Annotated in this window: 27 protein-coding genes; 4 read left to right on the top strand and 23 right to left on the bottom strand. The window is 67.1% G+C overall.

All coding sequences use genetic code 11. From position 1 onward, the window contains the following. Window positions 1-22: 22 nt before the first annotated feature. The 4 genes from GQR91_RS08330 to GQR91_RS08315 form a co-directional block, all read right to left on the bottom strand. Entirely contained in the window at window positions 23-352 is a 330-nt protein-coding gene (locus tag GQR91_RS08330; protein ID WP_235903988.1) for a TM2 domain-containing protein, read from the bottom strand. Window positions 353-454: 102 nt separating this feature from the next. Further along, the gene (locus GQR91_RS08325) at window positions 455-1243 is read right to left on the bottom strand and encodes a LysR family transcriptional regulator (RefSeq protein ID WP_149682117.1); all 789 of its coding nucleotides are present in this window, start codon (window positions 1241-1243) and stop codon (window positions 455-457) included. Further along, entirely contained in the window at window positions 1240-1638 is a 399-nt protein-coding gene (gene apaG / locus GQR91_RS08320) for a Co2+/Mg2+ efflux protein ApaG (protein ID WP_112382285.1), read from the bottom strand. The genes GQR91_RS08325 and apaG overlap by 4 nt, the downstream gene beginning before the upstream one ends. A 52-nt stretch (window positions 1639-1690) precedes the next feature. Next, a complete protein-coding gene (locus tag GQR91_RS08315) occupies window positions 1691-2899 on the bottom strand; it encodes a trans-sulfuration enzyme family protein (RefSeq protein ID WP_149682118.1) in 1209 nt (402 codons plus the stop codon). Between the two features lie 88 nt (window positions 2900-2987). Between GQR91_RS08315 and GQR91_RS08310 the strand changes: the two genes are divergently transcribed. Together GQR91_RS08310 and GQR91_RS08305 are read left to right on the top strand one after the other, a co-directional pair. Further along, entirely contained in the window at window positions 2988-4223 is a 1236-nt protein-coding gene (locus GQR91_RS08310; RefSeq protein WP_149682119.1) for a phospholipid carrier-dependent glycosyltransferase, read from the top strand. A gap of 194 nt (window positions 4224-4417) precedes the next feature. Then, window positions 4418-4663, top strand: a complete 246-nt coding sequence (locus tag GQR91_RS08305; RefSeq protein WP_149682120.1) for a hypothetical protein — start codon at window positions 4418-4420, stop codon at window positions 4661-4663. 7 nt (window positions 4664-4670) lie between these two features. Here the strand turns inward: GQR91_RS08305 and GQR91_RS08300 are convergent, their stop codons facing one another. From GQR91_RS08300 to GQR91_RS19760, 16 genes are all read right to left on the bottom strand, one after another. Beyond that, window positions 4671-5771: a glycosyltransferase family 2 protein gene (locus GQR91_RS08300; protein ID WP_149682121.1), complete on the bottom strand. Its 1101-nt coding sequence runs from the start codon at window positions 5769-5771 to the stop codon at window positions 4671-4673. Further along, entirely contained in the window at window positions 5771-6814 is a 1044-nt protein-coding gene (gene leuB / locus GQR91_RS08295; RefSeq protein ID WP_149682122.1) for a 3-isopropylmalate dehydrogenase, read from the bottom strand. Before leuB ends, GQR91_RS08300 begins: the two co-directional genes overlap by 1 nt. A 56-nt stretch (window positions 6815-6870) precedes the next feature. Further along, on the bottom strand, window positions 6871-7602 hold the full coding sequence (gene recO / locus GQR91_RS08290; RefSeq protein ID WP_149682123.1) for a DNA repair protein RecO: 732 nt from the start codon (window positions 7600-7602) through the stop codon (window positions 6871-6873). 6 nt (window positions 7603-7608) lie between these two features. Next, window positions 7609-8493, bottom strand: a complete 885-nt coding sequence (locus GQR91_RS08285) for a GNAT family N-acetyltransferase (protein WP_235903989.1) — start codon at window positions 8491-8493, stop codon at window positions 7609-7611. Further along, window positions 8490-9455 (bottom strand): polysaccharide deacetylase family protein, encoded by a 966-nt coding sequence (locus GQR91_RS08280; RefSeq protein WP_149682125.1) that lies wholly within the window; start codon window positions 9453-9455, stop codon window positions 8490-8492. Before GQR91_RS08280 ends, GQR91_RS08285 begins: the two co-directional genes overlap by 4 nt. A 56-nt stretch (window positions 9456-9511) precedes the next feature. After that, window positions 9512-11431, bottom strand: a complete 1920-nt coding sequence (uvrC, locus tag GQR91_RS08275; RefSeq protein WP_149682126.1) for an excinuclease ABC subunit UvrC — start codon at window positions 11429-11431, stop codon at window positions 9512-9514. Window positions 11432-11478: 47 nt separating this feature from the next. Then, entirely contained in the window at window positions 11479-12132 is a 654-nt protein-coding gene (locus tag GQR91_RS08270) for a hypothetical protein (RefSeq protein WP_149682127.1), read from the bottom strand. A 36-nt stretch (window positions 12133-12168) separates the two neighbouring features. Further along, the gene (locus GQR91_RS08265) at window positions 12169-12489 is read right to left on the bottom strand and encodes a DMT family transporter (protein ID WP_149682128.1); all 321 of its coding nucleotides are present in this window, start codon (window positions 12487-12489) and stop codon (window positions 12169-12171) included. A 145-nt stretch (window positions 12490-12634) separates the two neighbouring features. Then, complete coding sequence (locus GQR91_RS08260) at window positions 12635-13273, bottom strand: F0F1 ATP synthase subunit B family protein (protein ID WP_149682129.1); 639 nt, start codon at window positions 13271-13273, stop codon at window positions 12635-12637. Further along, window positions 13266-13760, bottom strand: coding sequence for a F0F1 ATP synthase subunit B family protein (locus GQR91_RS08255; RefSeq protein ID WP_112382103.1), 495 nt, complete (start codon window positions 13758-13760; stop codon window positions 13266-13268). The genes GQR91_RS08260 and GQR91_RS08255 overlap by 8 nt, the downstream gene beginning before the upstream one ends. A gap of 60 nt (window positions 13761-13820) precedes the next feature. After that, window positions 13821-14048: a F0F1 ATP synthase subunit C gene (locus GQR91_RS08250; RefSeq protein WP_112382102.1), complete on the bottom strand. Its 228-nt coding sequence runs from the start codon at window positions 14046-14048 to the stop codon at window positions 13821-13823. A 69-nt stretch (window positions 14049-14117) separates the two neighbouring features. Further along, the gene (locus GQR91_RS08245; RefSeq protein WP_112382283.1) at window positions 14118-14909 is read right to left on the bottom strand and encodes a F0F1 ATP synthase subunit A; all 792 of its coding nucleotides are present in this window, start codon (window positions 14907-14909) and stop codon (window positions 14118-14120) included. 30 nt (window positions 14910-14939) lie between these two features. Further along, window positions 14940-15257 carry an AtpZ/AtpI family protein gene (locus GQR91_RS08240; RefSeq protein ID WP_112382101.1) on the bottom strand — a complete coding sequence of 106 codons (318 nt, stop codon included), beginning with the start codon at window positions 15255-15257 and terminating at the stop codon, window positions 14940-14942. 318 nt (window positions 15258-15575) lie between these two features. Beyond that, a complete protein-coding gene (locus tag GQR91_RS08235; protein ID WP_149682130.1) occupies window positions 15576-15956 on the bottom strand; it encodes a YdbL family probable chaperone protein in 381 nt (126 codons plus the stop codon). A 1-nt stretch (window position 15957) separates the two neighbouring features. Continuing rightward, window positions 15958-16134, bottom strand: a complete 177-nt coding sequence (locus tag GQR91_RS08230) for a YnbE family lipoprotein (RefSeq protein ID WP_112382282.1) — start codon at window positions 16132-16134, stop codon at window positions 15958-15960. Between the two features lie 32 nt (window positions 16135-16166). Next, a complete protein-coding gene (locus GQR91_RS19760) occupies window positions 16167-19340 on the bottom strand; it encodes an intermembrane phospholipid transport YdbH family protein (protein ID WP_268878317.1) in 3174 nt (1057 codons plus the stop codon). Between the two features lie 89 nt (window positions 19341-19429). Here GQR91_RS19760 and radC point away from each other — a divergent pair, with 89 nt between their 5' ends. Further along, entirely contained in the window at window positions 19430-20104 is a 675-nt protein-coding gene (radC, locus tag GQR91_RS08220) for a RadC family protein (protein WP_149682131.1), read from the top strand. 44 nt (window positions 20105-20148) lie between these two features. Here the strand turns inward: radC and GQR91_RS08215 are convergent, their stop codons facing one another. Beyond that, a complete protein-coding gene (locus GQR91_RS08215; protein WP_149682132.1) occupies window positions 20149-20586 on the bottom strand; it encodes an EF-hand domain-containing protein in 438 nt (145 codons plus the stop codon). Between the two features lie 214 nt (window positions 20587-20800). On the opposite strand from GQR91_RS08215, the gene purB reads away from it, so the two are divergent. After that, window positions 20801-22111 carry an adenylosuccinate lyase gene (gene purB / locus GQR91_RS08210; RefSeq protein ID WP_149682133.1) on the top strand — a complete coding sequence of 437 codons (1311 nt, stop codon included), beginning with the start codon at window positions 20801-20803 and terminating at the stop codon, window positions 22109-22111. Between the two features lie 142 nt (window positions 22112-22253). On the opposite strand, the gene GQR91_RS08205 is transcribed toward purB, so the two are convergent. Then, window positions 22254-22532 (bottom strand): hypothetical protein, encoded by a 279-nt coding sequence (locus tag GQR91_RS08205; RefSeq protein WP_149682134.1) that lies wholly within the window; start codon window positions 22530-22532, stop codon window positions 22254-22256. Between the two features lie 626 nt (window positions 22533-23158). Then, window positions 23159-24283 carry a molecular chaperone DnaJ gene (gene dnaJ, locus GQR91_RS08200; RefSeq protein ID WP_112382096.1) on the bottom strand — a complete coding sequence of 375 codons (1125 nt, stop codon included), beginning with the start codon at window positions 24281-24283 and terminating at the stop codon, window positions 23159-23161. Between the last annotated feature and the right edge of the window lie 49 nt (window positions 24284-24332).

Genomic DNA, 24332 nt, shown 5'->3' with positions numbered 1-24332 from the left:
GGCGCTTCCGCCCCGCCCCCGTTCAGGCGGTTTGAGGAGAGCCGCCCGTCAGGTCATTCGCCAGCCGCATATTGTAGCTTCGTGCCATGCCCGGCACCAAGAACAGGTCCACGAAAAGCCAAACCCAGGCGATGCCGAGCAAAACCAAACCGACACCGGCAATCAGCGTGATCCAGCCAAGGACATTCAGCGCCAGCATTCCGGCGCCCGAACCTATCCGGCCGAGATAAAAGCGGTGGGCGCCAAATCCGCCCAGAAAGATCAGCAGGATATAAGCAACGCCCGCGGACTTCCTGCTGGCGTCGTACATCAATTGCGAGCGCGCCACATGCGCCCGGTCCATATCCGACATCGAAACCCTCCCTGTTCCTCGGAAAAAGGGAGAAGAGCCGAAAACCTCTTACGATACAATTAGGATCGGCGCGATCACCGCAGAATGATGCGTTGCCGTCCCCTAGCCCCCCAACGCCTCCACCAGCGTCTTCACCTTCTGCTGCCGCCACTGCGGCAACGGCGCGACCAGCCAATAACCCTGTCGCGAGGGCAGCGCCTCTCCCACCTGCACCAGCCGCCCGGAGGCAAGATCGCGCGCGGCCAACAGATGCGGCACCACCGCCCGGCCCAGTCCGGCTGCGGCGGCATCGATCGCCAGTCCGGCGTCCGTCACCCGGATCAACGGCACGCCCTCGTCGGGGCTGCCCGGCCAGCCGATCAGCGCGGCGCCGGCGTTGCCGGGTGCCACCACCACGACCATGCCGTCCGATTCCAGCGCCTCGCCTTCATGCCCGCCGGGCCCGTCGCCCCAGCGGATCGCCAGGTCCAGGTTCGCTTCGGTGAAATCCAGCCCCTCGTCCGCCGCGATCAGGGTGAAGCGCAGGTCGCCGTCTCCGCCCGCAATCTCGGCCAGACGCGGCATCAGCCACTTTTCGGTCACGTCGCGCGGCGCTGCGATGGTCAGCGACTTGGACGATTGCCCCGCCTGCATGGCGCGCACCGCTTCCTCGAATTGCAGGAAACCGGCGCGGAGAGGGGCAAGCCCCGCCTCCGCCTCGGGCGTCAGTTCCAGCCCGCGGGTCGTGCGCCGGAACAGCACCACGCCCAGCGTATCCTCCAGCGCGCGGATCTGCTGGCCCACCGCCGCGGGCGTCACCGCCAGTTCGTCCGCGGCGCGCGTGAAGCTCAGGTGCCGTGCCGCTGCGTCCAGCACGCGCAGACCGTTCAGCGGCAGGTGCGTCCGCTTCAAGACGCCACCGCCGGTGCCAGCAGGGTGAAGCGCGGGATCGCCACGTCGAAGGTGACGCCGTCCGCGCCGATCATCCGGTACGTGCCCTGCATCGCCCCCGACGGGGTGGCGAGCGGACAACCGGATACATAGTCGAAGCTCGCGCCCGGCTCGATCAGCGGCTGCTCGCCCACCACGCCCTCGCCCTCCACCGAATGGCGCGCGCCGCGCCCGTCGGTGATGACCCAGTGGCGGGTCAGCAGCTGCACCGCCGCCGCGCCGTCATTCTCCAGGCGGATATGATAGGCCCAGAACCAGCGCCCACGCGCCGGCTCGGATTGTTCGGGCAGATAGCTGACCGACACGCGCACGGTAACGCCCGCGGTGGTGGCCGCATGCGGGAACAACGCCTTCACTGCGCCCTCGGTCAAGGCCATCAGCGTCTCCCCCGCACGCCGCCGCGCATCGTCACAGGCCCGCCTGCCGCAGCGCCTGGTCCAGGTCGTCGATCAGGTCGTCGGCATCTTCCAGCCCGACGTTCAGCCGCAGCATACCCTCGGATATGCCCATCTCCAACCGCTTGTCCTCGGCGACCCCGGCATGGGTGGTGGAGGCCGGATGCGTCATCAGCGACCGCGAATCGCCGATGTTGTTCGAGATGTCGATCAGTTGCAGCCCGTCGAGCAGCGCATGCGCCTGGCTGCGCCCGCCATCCAGTTCGATCGCGAAGATCGCGCCTGCCGCCTTCATCTGGCGCATCGCCAGTTCGTGCTGCGGGTGGCTGGGCAGGCCGGGGTGCAGCACACGCGGCACGCGGCCCTCCAGGAAACGGCCGACCTTCAGCGCGCTTTCCGACTGGCGGTGGATGCGCAGGTCCAGCGTCTCCAGCCCCTTCAGCACGACCCAGGCGTTGAACGCGGACAGGGTCGGCCCGGTGTTGCGGGTGAAGGGCAGCAGGGTGTTGGTGATGAAATCCTCGGTCCCGCACACGGCGCCCGCCAGCACGCGTCCCTGCCCGTCCATCATCTTGGTCGCCGAATAGGCGGTGACGTCCGCGCCGAAATCCATCGGGCGTTGCAGCGCGGGCGTGGCAAAGGCGTTGTCCACCACGGTCACGATCCCGCGCTCGCGCGCAATGGCGCAGATCGCCGCCAGATCGGCGATGTCCATCGTCGGATTGGCCGGCGTTTCGAAGAAGAAGACCTTGGTCTCGGGCTTCACCGCGTCCAGGAAGGCCTGCGGATCGCGTGCATCGACCACGGTCGTGCCGATGCCGAACTTGGGCAGCAGCGTGTCGGTCAGCCAGCGGCACGATCCGAACGCGGCACGGCCGCCGACCAGATGGTCGCCCGCCTGCAACTGGCTGAGCAACACCGCGGTCATCGCGGCCATGCCCGATGTCATGGTGCGGCACGCCTCGGCGCCTTCCAGCAGGGCGATGCGTTCTTCCAGCATCTGCACCGTCGGGTTCTGCAGGCGGGAATAGGTCATCCCCTCCTGCTCGCCGGCGAACCGCGCCGCCGCGTCGCCCGCACAATCATAGGCGTAGCCGGAGGTGAGGAAGATCGCCTCGGAGGTTTCGCCATATTCCGACCGCGCGGTGCCCCCGCGCACGGCCTGCGTCGCGGGACGCCAGCCGGCGGTGATCGAACGGTCCTGACCAGTCTTGCGCTTCATGATTGCAGCCTTTGCCGGGGCCGGCGGTCATCGGCAAGCCCCGTTGCGGCCTTCCCAACCGCCATGTGGCACGCCACCATGGCGCACGATGCATGTCCCCGCCCCACTTCGTCGCCCCCTGCCCGTCGCGCTGCTGCTGATGGCGGCGGCGCAGGCGCTGTTCACCTGGCGGCTGACCATTCCGCATCGCCTCGTCTTTGACGAGGTGCATTACGTGCCCGCCGCGCGCACCCTGCTGGCGCTGGCCGGGCACACCAATATCGAGCATCCCCTGCTCGGCAAGACGCTGATCGCACTCGGCATTCTGCTTTTCGGCGACGGTCCCGCCGGCTGGCGCGCGTTGTCGACGCTGGCGGGCACGGCGACGGTGGGCGGGGTGTTCTGGATCCTGTGGCTGACCACCCGGCGGCTGCGGCCCGCGATCCTCGGCACCCTGCTCGCGCTGTTCAACTTCACCCTGCTCGTCCAGGCGCGCATCGCCATGCTCGACGGCTTCATGGCCGCCTTTGTGGTGCTGGCCGTCGCCGCCATGCTGTGGGCGATGCGCGGGCCGCATGCCACCGCCCGCTGGACGCTGGGCGCCGTTCTGCTCGGGCTGGCCGCGGGGACGAAATGGACCGCGATCCCCTATGTCGGCTATGCCGCGCTCGCCATCGCGATCCTCCGGCACCGCGACCCGGCGCGCTGGCCCGGCCTGTCGGTCGTGCGCGCCTGGCTCATCCTCGGCCTTGTCGGCGGCGTCACCTATCTCGCCACCTTTGCGCCCGCCTTTTTCTACTCGGACAATCCGCTGAGCATAGCCACGCTGCTCCCCTTCCAGCTCGACATCTATCACCAGCAGACCCAGGTCCTGTCGGCGCACACCTATCAGTCGGACTGGTGGAGCTGGCCGCTGATGCTGCGCCCGATCTGGTATTTCTACGACGTCGCAGACGGCGCACAGCGCGGCATCCTGATGGTCGGCAATCCGGTGGTGATGTGGGGTGGCTTGGTGGCGGTCGCCGCCTGCCTCTGGGGGGCGGTGCGCCGCCGCAATGTCCGGCTGGGCGGCGTCGCCGCACTGTGGCTGGGCAGTTACCTGATCTGGGCAATCATTCCGAAATCCCTCGGCTTTTTCTACTATTACTATCTGCCCAGCCTGTGGTTGCCGATCGTGATCGCGGTGGCCGCCGATCACTGGCGCCGTGCTTTGCGCGAATGGGACGAGACCCTCCTGATCGCTGCCGCCACGCTGTTCCTTTGGTTCTATCCGATCCTCTCCGCCGCTCCGCTCGCACAGCCCGACTCGTTCCGTCGCTGGACCCTTTTGCCCGGTTGGAACTGAGCCGCGGCGAATCGCCTTTGTGCATACATCGGCATAGCGGTATGCAGTTTTCCGCCAGCACCTTTCAGACGCTTGTGGCAAAATCCATGATTTCGAATGATTTATGCCCGCTGCGCGAAAGTAATCTGACTGCTGGCATGTGGTCATCATGCGTGGGATAGTAGGACAAGATGTAGCGAACCGGACCGTCAGCCATGCCTTTCCGCCTGGAAGCCGAACGACTCACCTTGATCGAACTGGAGCAGCAGGACATCCTGCATGCGATCGACGCCGCTCTGGACGCCCTGCGCTATTTCGAGGGACCGGTGATGTCCGACCTGGGACGGTTCGACGATCCGTTGCGCGCCAACCGGCAACTCATCGCCGCCCGCCAGGCGCTCGCCGAAGCCTCCGAAGCCCTGCACCGAACCTATCCGGAGCTTGCCGCCGCGCCCCGGTGAGACGCCCTCAATACCGTCCCCAGACGAACCGGGACGACAGCGCGTAATTCCACACCGCGCCGATCAGCACCCCGACCAGTGCGGAGGCCGCCCATTCGCTGCTGCGCACGTCATGCAGGAAGGCGGCGACGCCGACATTGGCAACCGCCCCCACCGAACACACCACGCAGAACGACACCCATCCGTCGACCAGCGCGCGCACCCCCTTCAACCGCCGGTCGCGATAGGTCAGTGCGTTGTTCAGAAAGAAGTTGAACGTCATCGCCACCACCGTGGCGAGGATCTGCGCCAGCAGGAAGCTGGCCCCCGCCCCCAGGAATACCAGGCTGAGCGTCGCCATGTGCACGCCCACCCCCAGCACCCCGATCGCCGAGAACATCGCAAAGCGCACCGGCACGAACCGCCCGAACATGCGGTCGTACAGCGCGATCAGATATTCCATCGCGACGACGTGATCGAGCTTCGACTCGCCCTCGGTCCGCACCCGGAAGGTATAGGGCATCTCGACAAAGGCCAGCGGCCGCGGCGCCGCGGTCATGATGTCGAGCAGGATCTTGAAGCCGATCGCCGACAATTCGGGCACCACGGCCCGCGCCACCGTGCTGCGGATCATGAAGAAGCCGCTCATCGGATCGGACAGGTCGGCCTTCAGCACGCGGCGCGACAGCCGGGTCGCCAGCGCCGATTTCGCCACCCGGTCGCGGTCCCATTCGCCGGTGCCGCCACCGGCCACGAAACGCGACCCCACCACCAGGTCCAGCGCCTCGTCCCGCTGCAACCGGTCCAGCATCGCGGGCAGCAGCGTCTCGTCATGCTGGAGGTCGCCGTCGATCACCGCGACGAAGGGGGCCGCGGTCGCGCACATCCCCTCGATACAGGCGGAGGACAGGCTACGCCGGCCGATACGCTGGATCACCCGCACGCGTGCGTCCACCCGGCCCAGTTCGCGCGCCGCCTCCGCCGTGCCGTCCGGGCTGTCGTCGTCGACGAAGATCGCCTCCCACCGCCGCCCCGCCAGAGCCTGGGTCAGCCGCGCGATCAGCACGGGCACGTTCGCCCGCTCGTTGAACGTCGGGATGACGACCGCAAGCTCCAGCAGGTCGGCCATTACAGGTGGGCCAGCACCGCGTCCGTCATCGCCTCCGTCGACAGCGTCCCGCCCAGGTCGGCGGTACGCGCGCCGCCGCGGATCGCATCCGCCACCGCCGCGTCGATCCGGTCGGCCGCGGCCGCCTGCCCCAGCGAGTGGCGCAGCATCATCGCGGCGGACAGGATCGCCGCGCACGGATTGGCCTTGCCCCGCCCGGCGATATCGGGTGCCGAGCCATGGATCGGCTCGTACAGCCCCTTGCCGGTCGCGCCCAGCGCGGCGGACGGCAGCATCCCGATCGATCCTGCGCACATCGATGCCTGGTCGGACAGGATATCGCCGAACAGGTTGCCGGTCACGATCACGTCGAACTGGCCGGGATTGCGCACCAGCTGCATCGCGGCATTGTCGACATACATGTGCGACAGCGTGACATCGGGATAGTCGCGCGCCACCTCCAGCACCACGTCGCGCCACAATTGCGAGGTTTCCAGCACATTGGCCTTGTCGACCGAGGTCAGCTTGCCGCGCCGCTTGCGCGCCGTCTCGAATCCGACCCGCGCAATCCGCGCCACCTCCGCCTCGTCATAGCGCATCAGGTCATGCCCCTCGCGCAGACCCTCCGCATTCCGGCCCTGCCCCTTGGCGCCGAAATAGACGTCGCCGGTCAGTTCGCGCACGATCACCATGTCGATCGCACTCGCCACCTCGGGACGCAGCGCGGAGGCATCCTCCAGCCCGGCGAACAGCCGCGCCGGACGCAGATTGGCGAACAGCCCGAAATGCTTGCGCAGGCCCAATATCGCCTGTTCCGGCCGGAACGCCCGCTCCAGCATGTCGAAGCGCGGATCGCCCACCGCGCCGAACAACAGCGCGTCGGCGCGTTCGGCCACCGCGATCGTCTCGGGCGGCAGGGGATGGTCCGCCGCCTCGTACCCGGCGCCACCGACCGCCGCTTCCTCGAAGGAAAGCCCCAGGTTCAGCGTTTCCAGCACGCGCCGCGCGGCGGCCGTCACCTCCGGACCGATGCCATCGCCTGCGAGTACCGCGATCGTCGCCATCCTGAACCCCTTCGCTTGTCGTCTGGATGCGCGGCCTCTTGCCGGCCGCGCCGCCGTCACGCAACCGCCCTTTTCAACCGCTCCACCAGCCGCTCGCGCGCGGCCAGCACGTCGCTGCGCGGCCCCGGCAGCAGGTCGCGTGCCAGGAAATGCCCGGTGATCCGCAATCCATCAAAGATGTCGGGCCACTCCGCCGCCCCCCCTTCGCGCAGGAAATCGGGCAGGGGCAGCAGCTTGGCCTCATAGCCCCGCGCGGCACCGCGTGCCACCGCCGCGCCGCTGCGCGGGCTGACATAGCCCAGATCCTCCGTCGCCCGGCTGACGGTGCAGGCGGACAGGTCCAGCCCGAAGCCCAGTTCGGCCAGCAACAGCAGCTCATAGCGCACCAGCCCCGTCGCCCATCCCCGCGCAGAGGGGGCCACCGCGATCGCGCCCAGCACGCCGTCCAGCGCGTCATAGACTCGCGGATAGGGCTGTGCCTCCGGCAGCGCCGCCGCGGTCAGCGCAGTCAGCCATTCCAGCGCGCTCGCCGCCAGCGGCTCGCCGTGCAGCGTCGCGCGCGTATCCACCAGTTCCACGGTTAGCGCCGGCAGTTGCTCGGCGGTGCGCGCCCGCCATTCACCCGATATCGTGTTCGCCGGCTGCAGGATCGGCCGCAACGTCCGCGACCGGCCGCCCCGGACATAACCGGCCTGCACCCCGTCGCTGCGGGTGAGCGCGCGCACGATCGCGCCATGCTCGCCATGTGCGCGGATCGACAGGATAATGGCGGGCCCCGCGATGCGCATGCGGGTTCAGCGTCTAAGGGTTCGCATCCGCCCGCGCAACGGTGACGCCGCCAGGCTCCGGCGCGCCAGCGCGACGCCGCCCTCGAACCCGCCCAGCGCCGCCAGCACGACCCGGTTGGCGATGGTCGGGCGCAGCATCAGCAGGTCCAGACATTCGGTGCCACCGGTCGCGAACTGCCGCTTGTGCTGCCCCTCGCCTTCCAGAAAGTCGAACCAGGCGAAGCGGTCGCCGAACAGATCGGCCAGCGCCTCCGCCATCAGCACCGTGCCCGGCGACCGGTCAGCAAAATCGGGATCATGCCCGACATGATCGTAACGGAGCGCCCGCCCCTGCCCGGTACAGCATAAATAGGCAATCGGGCGTTCCCCGACGCACATCGCCCAGGCACGCACCCGGTCTTCGCGCGCGGCCTGCACGATTCCCCGCCGGAACGCGGCATCGTCGGACAGTGCCGCATCCAGTCCATGGCGCGCCTGATAGGTGCGCGCCGCCAGCGGGATCGCCAGGTCCAGGAACGCGCCGACCTCGGCCGCGCTGCGATATGCGCGCACCGTCCCGCCCAGCCGCTTCGTCTTGCGACGCAAGCCCGACCGCGCCTGACCCGACAGCCCGGCCATCCACGCCTCATGTCCGCGGGCAAGGTCGACATGATGGCGGGTATAACGCTGGCGCACCGCGGTCAGCGGCCACGCCCCTGTCAGCGCGTCCAGATGCGCGGCGGGCAGCGACGTGACCAGATACCCGTCCGCCGCCCCGATCGGCGGCAGTACGGGAACCGCTCCCGAAAGCACCGCCTCCAGCCCGAGTGGAAGACGTTCCAAACGGCGGGACACACCGGCCAGGGTCCGCGCGCCGACCTGGAATTTCAGCCTTACCCGCGCCGCGGTCACGCCCGCCGCTCTTCCACAAGGTTCGACCAAAGCTGTTCGGCCTGCCGCCAGCGGGTCCGCAGGCTGTCAGGGCCGAGGACCGCGTCCTCCTGCCCCAGCCGCAACGCCGGCATCTCGGCGAAATGCCGGGTCGGCAGCACCGACGCCATCTGGTGCAGCATTTCGCACAGCGCGTCGAACCGGCGGACATGCACCGCATTGGCACGGGTGGCGGACCGGTTGGCCAGTTCGAAACTGTGGCTGACGATCGTCACCGCGGCGTGGCCGGATGCGGCGGCATGTTCCAGCGCGTCGCAGCTTTCCTCGGTCGACAGCGCGCAGATCTGAAAGGTTCGCAAATGTCCCGGCCGGTCCTCGATCACCGTTACCGGCACCTCGATGATGCCCGGTGTCCCCGACGGCCATGTGACGGGCGCCACCTGCCGTGCGGGCAGGGTGATGCGGCTATGCTTCGGCTCCGCCCCGTTATGGCTGCTGTCATAGGTGAAGCCCAGCGCCGCCAGCGCCGCCAGCGTGTCGTCATTGGCGGCATAGCTGCCCGCGCGGAACGCGACCGGGCGCGGCGCGCCCGCCGCCATCAGCAACTCGGTCGCCCGGGCCAGCACCACCTGCTGCTCGTCGCGATCATATTCGTAGAGCTGGAACCGGTCATGCGCGGCACCGCGATCATCGACCCGCGCCTGCTGCCAGTGCGGGTGGCAGTGCAACTGCACCTCCTGCCCCGCTTCCAGCACCGCCTCCACCATCCGCCGGACTGGATCGATGCCGAAGATGTCCGCCGGCATCGGATCGATGAAAAAGGTCGCCTTCAAACCATGACGACGCAACACATCGAGTTGATAGCTCAATCCGACGCCCACCGGCTCGATGAAACGGTCATAGATCGCCTTCATGTTCAATCCGGCGCGGTGATGGCGCCAGGCGAACTCGGTATCCACGGTCAGGAAGACAGGCGTCACCATGCTCCTGTGCGTAACACAGGATAATGAACATTTCGCTTCCGGGTTTTTACTATCGCTCAACGTGCATGGTAGAAGTCGTAGACCTGCTGCGCAACGCCGGCCGACACGCCGGGCGCGCGCTTCAGGTCTTCCAGGCTGGCATTGCGCACCGCGCGACCGGTGCCGAAATGCATCAACAGCGCCTTCTTGCGCGCCGGGCCGATGCCGGGCACCTCGTCCAGCGGGCTCGCGCCCATCGCCTTGGCGCGCTTCTCGCGGTGCGCGCCGATGACGAAGCGGTGCACCTCGTCGCGCAATCGCTGGAGGTAGAACAGCACCGGCGCGTTCACCGGCAACTGGAACTCGCGACCATCCATCATGTGGAATACCTCGCGCCCGTCGCGGCCGTGGTGCGGCCCCTTGGCGACGCCCACCAGACAGACATCCTCGATGCCCAGATCCTCCAGCACCGCCTTGGCGGCGTTCAGCTGTCCGCGACCGCCGTCGATCAGCACCAGGTCGGGCCAGGTGCCGTCGTCGCGGTCGGGCGCTTCCTCCAGCTGCCGGGCGAAGCGGCGACGGAACACTTCGCGCATCATCGCGAAATCGTCGTTGGTGGCGGCTTCGTTGCCCTTGATGTTGAATTTGCGATACTGACCTTTACGGAACCCCTCGGGCCCCGCGACCACCATCGCGCCCAGTGCGTTGCTGCCCTGGATGTGGCTGTTGTCATAGATTTCGATGCGGTCGGGCGGCTCGGGCAGGTCGAACAACTCCGCGACTTCGCGCAACAATTTGGCCTGGGTCGTACTCTCCGCCAGACGCCGCTCCAACGCCTCCACCGCATTGCGCTTCGCCTGGTCCATCAACCGCCGCCGGTCCCCCCGCTGCGGCACCGCGATCGACACCCGGTACCCCGCACGCTCGCCCAGCGCCTCGCTCAGCAGCGGCCCCTCGGCAAGATCCCGGTCGAGGAGGATCGACTTGGCCGGCGGCACTTCCTCGTAGAATTGCGTCAGGAAGCTCGTCATCACCTCGTCTTCGGGCACATCGGTGGTGTGCGCGGGGAAGAAGCTGCGATGCCCCCAATTCTGTCCGCCGCGGATGAAGAAGGCCTGGATGCCGATCACCCCGTCCTTGCACGCCAGCGCGAAGATGTCGGCATCGCCCACCCCTTCCGCGTTGATCGCCTGCGTGCCCTGGATGAAGGTCAGCGCCTTCAACCGGTCGCGCAGCACCGCAGCCAGTTCGAAATCCATGTTCTCCGCCGCGGCCTGCATCTGCGCGCCCAGCTTGGCCTGCACCTGCGTCGATTTGCCGCCCAGGAAGCTCTTCGCGTCCGCCACCAGCTCGCCATAGCCGGCGGCGTCGATCCGCCCCACGCACGGCGCCGAGCAGCGCTTGATCTGGTAGAGCAGGCACGGTCGGTCGCGCGTCTTGAAGAAGCTGTCGGTGCAGCTGCGCAGCAGGAACAGCTTTTGCAGTGCGTTCAGCGTGTTGTTGACCGATCCTGCGCTGGCGAAGGGGCCGTAGTAATTGCCCACCGCCCGCCTGGCGCCGCGATGCTTCTGCACCCGCGGGAAATCATGGTCCGACCGCAACAGGATGAAGGGGAAGCTTTTATCGTCGCGCAGCAGCACGTTATAGGCGGGGCGGTAATGCTTGATCAGCTGCGCCTCCAGCAGCAGCGCCTCCGCCTCGTTGTTCGTCGTGACGATGGTCATCGACCGGGTGAGCGACACCATGCGCTGCAACCGCTTGGGTAGCCGGTCGACCTGGGTATAGTTCGCCACCCGGTTCTTCAGCGCCCGCGCCTTGCCGACATACAGCACGTCGCCGCGCGCATCCTGCATCCGGTACACGCCCGCACGCAGCGGCAGCGTCGCCAGCACGTTGCGGATCGCCGCCACCCCCACCGCCAGATCGGGCGTATCGGCGCCGCGGATGGAGAAGGTGGACTTTTCTTCGTTGAAGCGGTCGACGGTTTTCTCGGACATCGCCCAGGGATTTAGGAGCGCTCACCCCGCCCCGCCAGCCCGTCGCCTCAGCCGAAGCGGAAATTGACCGGCCTGGCGAGCGCGGCATTGCCGTCGAACGCATGCGCCTTGAAAGGCCCGTCGCGCCCGACCCAGTGGCAGAACAGATGCGCCGACCACGCATTGGGGTTGGGCGTGATGCGCCCATGCCGCCGATGCACCCCGCGGTAGAGCACCGCATCCCCCGGCTCCATCGCCAGGCTGGCATAAGGCCGCCCGGCAAAGTCCGCGGTCACCTCCGGCCTAGGATCGACCAGCGCCTCGGTCCCCACCTCCAGCGGCCACGCCTCGCCGTCGCTATAGTCGAGCGTCAGCGACAGGCTGTGTTCGCACGAGGGCCGATCCGAATGCACCCGGCACACATCGCCGTCGCGGTAGATGCGGAAATAATCATAGGTCGGCAGCAACGCGGCCCCCACCAGCGTCTCGATCGTCGGGGTCAGCGCCCAGAGAAAGCCGAGCAGCGGTGGATAATGATAGCCGTACAGCTCCACCGCCGGCCGCGCGAGCAGCGGCGATTCGCGGGCGATCGACTCCAGCCGCCCGCCCGCGCCCTCGATCTCGCCCTTCATCTGGTTGAGCAGCGCGTTGCACACGGTCCGCGGGATCAACCCGCGGACAAGCGCGTAACCATCACGCTGATAATCGCCGACAATCTCCATAGCGGATGGCTATCGCGCCGCGCTCTGGCCGACAAGTCAGGCAGAGGCGAAGAACTTCGTCCCCATCACCCCGATCACGGTGAGCGCCATGAAGGCCACCTGCACGCCATTGAGCTGATCGCCGAAGATCACCGCGCCGCCGATCACCACGCCGACCGCGCCCAGCCCGGTCCAGATCGCATAGGCGGTGCCCGCGGGAAGCCCGCGCATCGCCAGCGCCAGCAGACCCATGTTCACGAAGCTGAGCGTGATCGGCACCGCCGATGCCTGCCATGTCGCCACCGTCGCTGCCCATTTCAGGCTGAGCGCCCAGCAGATTTCGGAAAACACCGCGATACCCAGAATGACCCACGCCATCGGATTGCTCCTTTGCAACGGGCTCGTGTCTGACACGCCCGGCGCCGGAAACCCGAAAGAGGCGGCGGGCAAAAAAGAAAAAGAGGGGCAGCGCCAGCGGCACGCCCCTCTCATACCCCTCGCGATGGAGGGGGTGATCCGTCGATCAGTTCGGCCGACCCAGCCCCGCAATCGTGCGATCCACCATCGCACGGTCGGCGGCGGCACCGTGATGCTCGGCGATCAGCAGACCGGCGGCACGGGCGGCGGCTTCGGCGGCGCGGGCGCGCACCTCGGCCAGGGCCTGACGCTCGGCCGCGGCGATCTTGTCCTCGGCCATCTTGGCGCGGCGGTCCATCAGCTGTTCGGCATCGACCTTGGCCTTGGCCAGGATCTGGTTCGCCTCCGCCTGGGCATGGGCCCGCATCGTCTCAGCATCGGCATGCGCCGACTTCGCCTTGGCCTCATATTCGGCCTTCAGCGCCTCGGCTTCCTTGCGGAGCTTGGCCGCCTCGTCGAGTTGCGTGCGGATCGCGGCGATGCGCGTGTCGAGGGTGCGGCCGATCATGGCCGGCACCTTCTTCACGATCATGCCGATCAGCACGACCAGCGCGGCGATCCCCACCCAGCCGGTGGAATCGAACCCGAACGCGGTCGGGCTGGCGACGTGCTCGGCGCCACCCGGCTCGGTGGTGGAGCCGTGCAGCCCCTCGCCACCGCGTACCGCCTGCGGCTGCAGCCCCTCGGCCGACGCGGCGCCGGACAGGTTCTCCGCCACCAGCGCGCTGCCATTTGCATTAGCCATGCGCCGTCACCTTCCGCACCGCATCCGCCGCCGCGTCCTGGCCCACCTGGGCTCCGGACAGCTTGGCGACCAGATCGCGCGCCGCATCGGCGGCCACGCCCTGAAGATTGGCCAGCGCTTCCGCCTTGGCGTTCGCGATGGCAAGGTCATGATGCCCCAGCCGCTCGGCCAGGTCGGCATCCGCCGCCTTGACCTGCGCCTCGAAGGCCTGTGCCGCACGCTGCTTGGCGGCGGTGGTTTCGGCCTGCGCCGCGCTGCGCGCCGCGTCCATTTCGAGCCGCCACGCCTCTTCGACCGTATCGGCCTGTGCCCGCGCAGCCTCGGCCGCGGCGAGATCGCCGGCGATACGGGCTTCACGGTTGTCGACGGTCGCCTGGATCTTGGGCACCATTCCGCGGCCGACCACGAAGTACAGCAGGCCGAAGGTAATCAGGAGCCAGAAGATCTGCGACGCGTAGGTCGCTGCGATCTGAGCAATCTGTGGCATGGGGTCCTCGTGGCCATGTCCACCGGGCGACCAGCATGGCCGCCCGGCGCAACGACGATATTAGGCGACGAACACCAGGATGATCATCGTCACGAAGGCGAGCAGGCCGAGAAGCTCGGCACCGGCGAAGCCGATGAACAGACGGCCCTGCTGGCTGTCGGCCGCACCCGGGTTGCGCAGTGCGCCTTCCAGGAACTTGGCGAACACGTTGCCCACGCCCAGCGAGGCGAGGCCCATGCCGATCGCGGCCAGACCGGCACCCAGCATCTTTGCGGCTTCTGCGTCCATTTCAATCACTCCAGTTCAAACACGTTCAGGTATAAAGTCGAAAGGGTCACGCCGTCGGGCGCCTGCCGATCAGTGCAGGTTCACCGCGTCGTTCAGGTACACGCTGGTCAACAGCGCGAACACATAGGCCTGGATCGCCGCCACCAGCAGTTCCAGCAGCGTGATGCCGATCATCAGCAGGAAGCTGGGCACGGTGATGAGCGCGGCATAGGCCGGACCCAGGTTGATGCCGTTGATGACGAACGCCGCCAGCACCTTCAGCAGGATGTGCCCCGCGGTCATCGCGACGAACAGTCGCAGACCCAGCGAGAAGGGGCGCACCAGGAAGCTCATCAGCTCCACGACGAAGATCAGCGGGATCATCAGCGCGGGCGTGCCGTGCGGCACGAACAGCGCAAAGAAGTGGAAGCCGTGGCGGCCAAAGCCGACGATCAGCACGATCGCGAACGAGATCAGCGCCAGGACGCCGGTCACGGTCAGGTGGCTGGTCACGGTGAAGGGATGCACGCCCGGCACCACGCCGAACGGCATCAGGCCGATGACGTTGGCGAACAGGATGAACATGAACAGCGAGAAGACATACGGCAGGAAGCGCTTGCCCTCCGGCCCGATGTTCGACGTCAGCATGCCGTTGACGAAGCCGGTGAAGCCCTCCACCGCGGCCTGCCAGCGGCCGGGCACCAGATCGCGCTTCATGCCGCCGATCATGAACACCCACAAAGCGACCAGCGTCACCACCATCCACAATGCGGAATTGGTGAAGGACAGGTCGTATCCGCCGACGATCCACTTCTGGCCGAACACCGGTTCGATCAGGAACTGGTGCATCGGATCGATCTTGCTACCCGATTCTGCCGCCACGCCCGTTTCCCACATACGAAGAACGCCCGGTTATTCCGGGCGCTCGCCTGATATCCGAATAATCTGCCTGAACGCGACGGCTATCCCGAGGAACAGCATCACGATCAGCCCCCAGGGCGCGGTGCCGAACCAGCGGTCGATAAGCCAGCCGATCAGCGCGCTGCCGACAAGACTTCCGATCAGCGCGGAGATGATGCGGCTACCCTGGGCATAACCCTTGTCGGTATCGACCTTCACCCCCTGCCGCGACGCTTCGCGGGCCCTGGCATCCCGTAGCCGCTCGTCGAGCGCGGAAAGCCGCGGGTCCTCCGCGCCGTGGAAATCCTGTCCGGGTTCGTTCTCCGCCACGCGCCCACCTCGCCTTTTGAACCTGTCAGCCGGAAGGAAAGCGCACGAACGGCGAGCGACCCCGCCAAGGCGCCGTCCGTTTAGAAAGCGTGGCCCCCCAAGTCAACCGGCTGGCCGCACTAGTGTCACAATCGAGTGCCGGGGCTTATGCTCCCTCGCCCCACCGGGGAGAGGGAAGGGGCCCGCGGCCGTCAGGCCATGGGAAGGGTGAGGGGCAGACCAGCAGTGCTGCACTGCTTGGCGTCCCCTCACCCTCCCTCCCCCCGGTGAGGCGAGGGAAAATGCCGCCTCGCAAGTGCTATCCGACTGCCACCCCCATCAAACGCAGCGCGAATCCCGCTCCGGCGCCGCGCCGGTGCGCGTCTTCCACACCCCGTCCGGCCCCTTGTACTTCTCGCCCGCATCGGTCTGGGCGATCAGGTTGCACCCGCTGGTGAACGCCATCTGCTCGACGGTGGCGCCACTGGCTTGCGCCTTCTGGGTATAGGCGGATTTCCGCTGGATATTGATGTTGTTGACCAACGCGCGCAGTTCCGGCGTCGCGGCGCCGACGATGCCGATATAGCCGTCGGGCTGCTCGCCCACTTGGCCCGCCGAGCGCGCCGCCGCATAGGCGGGGTCGCGCTGCGCCCAGGCCGCCGCCGAAAGGCCGCCGATCGCCGCCGTGGCGACCATCATGTTCAACACGAAGCTGCGCATCTTAGAAAATCCCCGGGTTCTGCTGGATCAGCGACTTCGCCTCATTGTCCAGGCGATACACCACTTCCTGCGTCACGTTGATGTTGAGGTTGATCTCGATCGGCTTGTCGGGCGCCGAGATGTTCACGCATCCCCCCGGCGCCATGCCGACCAGCGCGATCGTTATCGCCCCAGCCATCTTCCCCAAGATCGGTGTCCTCTTGTCCATCGTCAATCCCGTCTCGTTTTTGGCACGGTTCCGCTTGCCGGCGGCTGAATGACCCCGCCCGTCGGGGCGGTGCCGGCGGGCGGCGCCGCGCGCTTGTTCTGTTCCTCGATCAGGCTCTGGAGGTTGCGCTGCACCAGTCGCTTGGGGTCCCAGAAGGACTGGGCGGAATCGAGCAGCCCGCGAAACGGCGCCTTGATCCGGATGTTGAACACGAAGGGCAGGCGCTGGAGCCGCCGGATCAGGAAGTTCGACTTGGCCCCCTTGCCCTGGCTCACCCCGGTGAAGCGCACATCGGTCACCATCTCGCCGGCCAGCGGCCCGTTCATCGTCACCCCCAGCGTGCGATAGCGCAGCGAGCGCAGCGCACCGAACGCCAGATTGCCCCACAACCCCAGATCCTTCTGGCTGAGATCGCCGACATAGGCGAGGGTGCCGCCGCCTTCGCGCACCATCAGCGATCCCTGCTCGATCCGTCCGCCCCTGTCGTCGAACACCATCGGCAACTCGCCATCGAACACGCCGGTCGCATTCAGATTCTCGAAGTCGAATTGTTGCAGGAACTGGTCGGCCGCCGCGCCGCGCACGTGAAAGGTCATCCGCCGCTCGGCCGGCTGCGAAAAGTCGAGCAGCGTCGGGTCCAGCGTCAGCGATCCGCCGGCAAAGGGCCATGCGCCGCCCTCCACCTTCACCCGCGTATCGCGCAGCGTCCGGTAACGGATCACGCCATCGGTCACCGCGATGCCGGGGTTGATCGACTTGATCGTGGCCACCTGATCCGGTGCGCTTTCCAGCGCCAGCAGGTCGGTGAAGCGGATCGTCCCGGTGATCCCCTTCACCGGTCCGAACGCCGCGGCCAGGTCGGTGCCGTCGGTGGCGAACGTTCCCGTCGAGGTGACGCCGTCCGCGCCCCACGCGATATGCCCGTCGCCGCGAACCGTGCCCCGCACATCGGCGATCACACCATAGGTCAGCATGGTGAGCAGCGTGGGCTGGAAGGTCTCGGTAAAGGTCAATCCGGGCACGCGCAGGTCCGCCGCACCCGTCCCGCTCGACAATCGGTGATCGATGGTGACATCGGCGACCTTCACCGTCTGCGACGGCTCGTACAGCGTTCCCGCGGCATGGATGCCGCCGTTCACCAGCGACAGCGTCACGTCGCGTGCCGCCATGCGCTGGAAGCGCGCCGTCTCGGCCGCATCATCCACGTCCAGCACACCGTTCAGGGTCAGCGCGCCGCCCGCCAGCCGCCATGTTCCGCGCGCGCCGTTCAGCAGCAGCGGCACATTGGCGATCTGCCCGCCGGCGCCGGCAAAGAAGCCGCTCACCGCTCCGCCCTCGATCCGGCCCTCCAGCCGCCCGATATCCAACCGCGTCACCCGCTCCGCGCTGCCCAGTCGCGCCGCGACATCGCTCAGCACGAAGCCGCGGTCGGACAGGCGCAGCGTCGCATCCTGCGCCGCCAGCGTCACCGGCGTGCCGCCCAGCCGCCCGGCCAGCCGCACCGTCGCCACCCGCGCGCCGCCGCTCACCCGCGTGCCATCGACCCGCACCACCGCCCCGTCCACCGGACACAGCCTGAGCGCCACGCCCGACAGCACCAGTCGCGACACCGCCACCCGGTCCGCCGCCACCGGCGCGCAACCGGGATTGACGATCAATTGCCGCCGCCCGTCCCAGCGCGCCTCTACCGGCACCACCAGTCGCTCGATCCGCCCGTCGCCCAGCGGCCCCGACAGGGTCGCGCGCGTCTCGATCCGGGTCGCACCGTCCAGCGCCGCCGAAAAGCGCATCCGGTCCAGCGCCAGCATCGCGCCGCCCGCCCGGTACGGGGCCAGTGTGGCGGTGCCGCGCACCGGTGCGCCGACGCGCGCCTGGGCCAGCGTCGCCGTCACCTGCGGCATCCCGCCGCCCGCCATCGCCAGCCGCGTGTCGATGCGCGCACCGTCCGCACGCCAGTGCAGCCCGCTCCCGCCCGCCAATGCCACGCGTGCCCCGCTCCGCGACGCCAACGTCAGCCGCGCCACCTCGACCGCCGTCTGCTCCCCCCCTCGCGCCCGCACGTCCGCCTCCACGGCGAACCCCGCCCCCGCCGCCTGCACCGCCCGCGCCAGCGCCGACGCCAGCGGCGCCACCGGCGTCCCCTGCCCGCCCGACACCATGCCCGCCACGTCCGCCATCACCCCCGGCGCCACCACGCCCCCACCCAGCCGCACCCGCCCCTCGAACCGCGGCACATCCCCCACACCATACCGACCGGAAACCGATAGCGCCCGTGCCGTACCCTGGCCCACCGCCAGGCGTTCGGCGGCCAGATCGACCTGGCCGGATGTTTTGGCGACACTCCCGGCAAAGCTGATCGTGCCGCGCATCGCAGCCGCGCGTGCAAGGGGATGGCGGAACGCATCCGTCATCAACCGCGCCTGCCCCCGCCAGCGATCCATCGCCGCGCCAAGATTGACCGACACGTCCGCCGCCACCTGCTTCCAGCGCGCATCACCGCACCGCGCATCACCGACACGGAAGACGCCGGAAATGGCAGGCTTGGCGTCAACGATGCGCAGATGCAGCGGCGTTGCAACTTGCGAAAACGTGCAGGCGCCGAATTGCAGCCTGGGCGCGATGGCGGCAATCCGCCCGGCAAAGCCGTCGTTCAGCCGCCCCCGACCGCGCACCGCGATGCCAACCGGCCCTGCCGGCGTTTCCAGTCGGATACGGCCATCCTGCACGTCGACGAACAGGTCCGGCAGGGAAAACGGTTTCCCCGAAGGCGGTGGCATCAGGCGGTCCAGGCTGCCCAGGGAAACACGCCCGTCCTTCAGCCTCCCCCTGATCCTCACCCCCCCCGCCAGAACACCCACCACCTCTGGTCCCGAGGGTGTGATCCGCGTCTGGGTTTCAAGCCAATCCGCCACCAGATCGGGATTTCGCGGATCACCGAAGACGACATTGGCCAGCCGTTGCCCGCCAAACCCCAACGCCTCGAAATCATAGCGTGCCCGTACGCCCCGGCGAGCCAGTTCGCGGTCGAGCATTCTGGTCGCCAGCGGCATGCGAAACAACCACAGGCCGACCATTCCCGCAACGAGTAGGACAGCCAGTCCCAGGATCAGCCGATATCGCTTCTGCATGCGGCGGGGAGGCGGCGGCGTCTGATCCTCCTCGCTCGCCCCGCTCACGCCTGCCCTTCCCTTGCCAATCGTTTTTGCTCTCTACCTTGGGGGGTGGTGGGGTGGCAATTGGGTTGGGGCGGGGATAGTCTGATGGGATGGAGGGGGGAGGCGATCATGCAGGGCATCGGGCACGGTTGCGGCAACGGTTGCTGGGAGGGGCCGGACTGCTGGATCACGAGCTGATCGAATATCTGCTCGCCACCGCCATTCCCCGCCGCGATACCAAGCCCTTAGCCAAGAATCTGCTGCGCGAGTTCGGGGGCATCGGCGGCGTGCTGACCGCCGATGCGGACGCCTTGTTGAAGCAGGACGGAATGGGCGAAACCGCGGTCGCCGCGCTGAAGATCGCTCAGGCCTGCGCGTTGCGACTGGTGCAGACTCACGCCGAATCGCGACCGATCTTGTCCAACTGGCAGGCGCTTCTCGACTATCTGCACGCCGACATGGCGCATCACGGCGTGGAGCGATTCCGGGTGCTGCACCTCAACACCAAGAACATGCTGATCCGCGACGAGGTGATGAGCAAGGGATCGATCGACCAGGCCGCGGTCCATGTCCGCGAGGTCATCCGCCGCGCGATCGACCTGAACTCCAGCGCGCTGATCCTGGTTCACAACCATCCGAGCGGCGACCCCTCGCCCAGCAGCGCCGACATCGAAGTGACGCGCAACATCGCGGAGGCCGGACGCAGGCTGGGCATAACGGTGCACGACCACCTGATCATCGGGGCACGCGGGCATGTCAGCCTGCGCTCGCAAGGCTTGATATGAAAAGGGCCGCCGCCCCGTGACAAGGGGGGCGGCGGCCCGGTCGATCAGCCCTGGCCGGCGGTGAGGAAGCCCGTCACCTCGGACTTGCTGAGCGACTTGCTCTTGTCGGTGTCCGCCTGGGCGAAGGCGGTGCCCACCCACTTCTTGGTATCCGCCGATTCGGCCTTGGCGGACGGATCGGTCTGCGCCTTCAGGGCGACCATCCATTCGGAGAATTCGGCCTTGCTCAGCGAGCCGTTGCCGTCCTTGTCATAGGTCGCCCACTGGCTGTCCACGACCTGCGCGACCTGACTGGCGGTCGCCGGCTGCGCCGCGGCCGCTTCGGCAGGAGCGGCCTGTGCCGGATCAGCGCCGGCAGGTGCCGCCGCCGGTGCCGCAGTCTGCGCCGCACTCGGCGAAGTCTGCGCCGGTGCCGCAGTCGTTTGCGCAAGCGCAGGAGCAGCAACGGTCATGGCGGTTGCGAGCATAGCGTACTTCAACATCTCGTCTCTCCATTATCATGGTCGGATCGATAAACTGGTAGGATCACGATCGTGATCTTGGGTGAAGCTTGCATCAACCAAGCGTCGATTGTCCATATAGGGGCCGATCCGGTTTATTTGAAGAGGTCGCCCTGCCCTGCTAACGGCTCGGCACACCGTGCTTCCGGAGAGCGGAGCGGGGTGAACCGTGCCGTTCCCGAGACCGAGGTGTTCCATGATTCCGCGCTATTCCCGCCCCCAAATGACTGCGATCTGGGACCCGCAGGCCCGATTCCGCATCTGGTTCGAGATCGAGGCGCACGCCACCGACGCGCTGGCCGCCCTGGGCGTCGTGCCCAAGCAAGCAGCCGAGCGCATCTGGGAAGCCGACAAGGCCGCCGGCGACTTCGACATTGCGCGCATCGATGCGATCGAGGCCGAGACCAAGCATGACGTGATCGCGTTCCTGACCCATGTGTCCGAGCGTACCGGGCCGGAAGCACGCTTCCTGCACCAGGGCATGACCTCGTCCGACGTGCTCGACACCTGCCTGGCGGTGCAGTTGAAGCGTGCCGCCGACATTCTGATCGACGATCTGGACCAGTTGCTCGTCGTGCTGAAGCGCCGCGCCGAGGAGCACAAGCTGACGCCGACGATCGGACGCAGCCACGGCATCCATGCCGAACCCGTCACCTTCGGCCTGAAGCTGGCACAGGCCTATGCCGAGTTCGCCCGCAACCGCACCCGCCTGATCGCCGCGCGCGACGATGTCGCGACCTGCGCGATTTCGGGCGCGGTGGGCACCTTCGCCAATATCGACCCTTCGGTCGAGGCCCATGTCGCAGAAAAGCTCGGCCTGTCGGTCGAGCCGGTATCGACGCAGGTGATCCCCCGCGACCGGCACGCGATGTTCTTTGCCACGCTGGGCGTGATCGCCAGTTCGATCGAGCGGCTGGCCACCGAAGTGCGGCATTTGCAGCGCACCGAAGTGCTGGAAGCGGAGGAATATTTCTCGCCCGGCCAGAAGGGCTCCTCGGCGATGCCGCACAAGCGCAATCCGGTACTGACCGAGAACCTGACCGGTCTTGCACGCATGGTGCGCGGCTATGTCACCCCGGCGCTGGAGAATGTCGCGCTGTGGCATGAACGCGACATCAGCCACTCCTCGGTGGAGCGCTATATCGGCCCGGACGCCACGATCACGCTCGATTTCGCACTGGCCCGGCTGACCGGAGTGATCGACAAGCTGGTGGTGTATCCGGCGCGCATGCAGAAGAATCTCGACCGCATGGGCGGGCTGGTCCACTCGCAACGCGTCCTGCTGGCGCTGACCCAGGCCGGTGTCAGCCGCGAGGATTCCTATCGCCTGGTCCAGCGCAACGCGATGAAGGTGTGGGAATCGGACGGCGAACTGTCGCTGCTCGATCTGCTGAAGGCGGATAGCGAGGTGACGGCGGCATTGCCCGTGGCGGAGATCGAGGCGAAGTTCGATCTCGATTATCACCTCAAGCATGTCGACACGATCTTCGCGCGCGTTTTCGGCTGAGGAACCTGCGTAAGCGACTGTAAAAGCAGGATGTTCCGGGCCGGCACGGCAGTTGCAATAATTGCAATTAAATTTGCTTAACTTGCAATTGCGGCAATCGCTTCGGCAGTGCAAAAAGACTGTGCCTTTCAGGCATCCTCTCCTAAAAACTTTTCGGCCGCTCTCTGAGCGGCCTTTTTTTTGGTCTGCGTTTCGCGTAGGCATCCGCCATCGCGTCGCCAAACAACGACAAAGACGATTTTCGGGAGAGAATGCCGCCGGAAAAACCGGCACGGTGGCGCGATATACGGGGGTCGAGCAGCGGCGGCTGCTCCCCCCGTTTCAACATCAGCATTTCCGGTGCATCGCTGCTGACAGGGTAGCGGTGTTCACGCGCCGCGACGGTCAGGTGGTCGCACGGAGGACGCAGGGCACCGTGCACCGCAGGCTCTTCCTGATCACCAACGACGCTTGTCGGCTGGTCAAGAAATGGGAGACGTCGAACAACAGGCTCTCTCCGCGTCTCCGCGTGAGCGTTCTTCCTTCGCGTCTTCGCGTCTTCGCGTGAAATTCCTTTTGCGGGACGTAAGCCGTCGGCCCAATCGGTGGAGGCCGTTTAGGGTTCTGCCCGCGCCAGGGTGCAAGGAAGGGGATTTCACGCGAAGACGCGAAGACGCGAAGATGTTTCGGACATCGGAAAGTCGCGCCCTCATCACTGGTGATGCTGGTCTTCCGATCGATCAGGAGGGAATGGCAATTGCCTGCCCGATGCCAAATAGCACCTGCGGCGAATCGGCCGGCACCGGGGGGATGGGGAAAGGCGGCTCCCGGGTGCTCCGCTCAGCTATGTTAGGGAGGTAGCCGAGCGGAGCGACACACCAGATGGGAGAATCGTGTGCCTTGGTCCCGCTGGGGGGCGGGACGCGCCTCTGATGGCGCGTCCACTTGCGCCTGAACAGTGCAAAAATGGAAACTCAGCCATCACGGACGGAAATTATCGGTCATTTCCGGTGGGATGAAGCGGGAAAGCCGACAGAAAAACCGTCAACGATCCCGCTTTCCGTAGCGTCACTCGCCCGCAAACACGTTTTTCAGCTTGGTGAAGAAACCCTGGCTTTCGGGGCATTCCTCACCGGTTTCCGTTTCCCGGAACAGCTCCAGCAACTCGCGCTGGCGCGTCGACAGCTTGGTCGGCGTCTCTACCTCGATCTGCACGACCAGATCGCCCTGCCCGCGACCTTGCAGCACGGGCATGCCGGCGCCGCGCTGGCGCAGTTGCTTGCCCGACTGGATGCCTGCCGGAATCTTGATCTCGTGCGTGCGGCCATCGAGCCCGGGAATCGACAGCGATCCGCCAAGCGCTGCGGTGGTGAAGCTTATTGGCGCGCGGGCGAACAGCGTCGTCCCCTCGCGTTCGAACAGCGCATGCCGCTTGACGTGCAGGAAGATGTAGAGATCCCCCGGCGGTGCGCCCCGCGCCCCGGCCTCGCCTTCGCCCGACAGGCGGATGCGCGTACCCTCGTCCACGCCGGGCGGTACGTTCACCGACAGCGTCTTGGTCTTCTCGATCCGGCCATCGCCGCGACAATCGGCGCAAGGGTCGGCGATGACCTGGCCCGCACCTTGGCAGACCGGGCATGCGCGCTCGACCACGAAGAAGCCCTGCTGTGCCCGTACCTTGCCGTGCCCGTTGCAGTGCTGACAGGTGCGCGCGCTGGTTCCCGGCTTCGCACCGGTGCCGTGGCAGGTGTCACACGCCGCCGACACGTCGACGGTGATCTCCGTATCCTTGCCATGGAACGCCTCTTCCAGGCTGATTTCCATGTCGTAGCGCAGGTCCGCACCGCGCCGCGCGGATTGCCGCCCGCCGCCACGTCCGCCGCCCATGAATTCGCCGAAGACGCTTTCGAAGATGTCGGAAAAGCCGCCGAAATCCTGGGCACCGCCACCACCGCCGCCGCCCTGCTGAAAGGCGGCATGGCCGTACCGGTCATAGGCCGCGCGCTTCTGCGGGTCCTTCAGACAGTCATAGGCTTCGCTGATCGCCTTGAACTTGGCCTCGGAATCCTTGCACCCGGCGTTGCGATCCGGGTGATATTGCATCGCCAGCTTGCGATACCGCGACTTGATCGTCGCGTCGTCCGCAGTCCGCTCGCATTCGAGCAGTTCGTAATAATCGATCGTCGTGCTCATGCTCGTCCCCGCCCCGTGGGCCCCGTCCCCCGGGCATGCGCACCGGCGG

It is taken from the genome of Sphingomonas carotinifaciens, from assembly GCF_009789535.1.
Taxonomy (GTDB): Bacteria; Pseudomonadota; Alphaproteobacteria; order Sphingomonadales; family Sphingomonadaceae; genus Sphingomonas; species Sphingomonas carotinifaciens.
The sequence above is the reverse complement of the archived record's forward strand: the minus strand, read 5'-3'. Positions and strand labels throughout refer to the sequence as shown.